General features: G+C 36.3%; 1 protein-coding gene. It reads left to right on the forward strand.

Annotated features, from left to right (window positions below):
- The coding region (locus DU478_RS22790; protein ID WP_147276432.1) for a reverse transcriptase domain-containing protein at positions 1-524 on the forward strand (524 nt) is incomplete at both ends.

Here is a 524-nt window from a genome sequence, read left to right on the forward strand (position 1 = left end):
GTGTGATTCAAGAATCCATCAATGTAGTCATTGATGATCACTTGGAGACTCCATCTCTAAGTTCAGATGATGATGAAAGTCTTGTAATTAACAATCAAGAAACATCATCAATTCAAAAAGAATCTGAACCAAGGACTGTCAAGGATCATCCAACTAATCAAATACTTGGAAATCCTCTCACTGGAGTTCGTACACGCAAACAACTTGAAAACATATGTAATTATGTATGTTTTACATCCCAAATAGAACCGGTCAACGTAAAGGAAGCTCTTTCTGACGAAAATTGGATAGTTGCTATGCAGGAAGAACTTAACCAATTTGTTCGTAATGATGTCTGGTATCTTGTTCCTAGACCTAAAGACAAAAATGTTATTGGAACAAAATGGATCTTTAAAAACAAGTCTGATGAACATGGAAATATAATACGAAACAAGGCTAGACTGGTTCCACAAGGATACACTCAGATTGAAGGCATCGATTACGATGAAACCTTTACTCCAGTTGCTCGCCTTGAATCAATCAGA

Source organism: Thalassococcus profundi, from assembly GCF_003344785.1.
In the GTDB taxonomy this organism is placed as follows: domain Bacteria; phylum Pseudomonadota; class Alphaproteobacteria; order Rhodobacterales; family Rhodobacteraceae; genus Puniceibacterium; species Puniceibacterium profundi.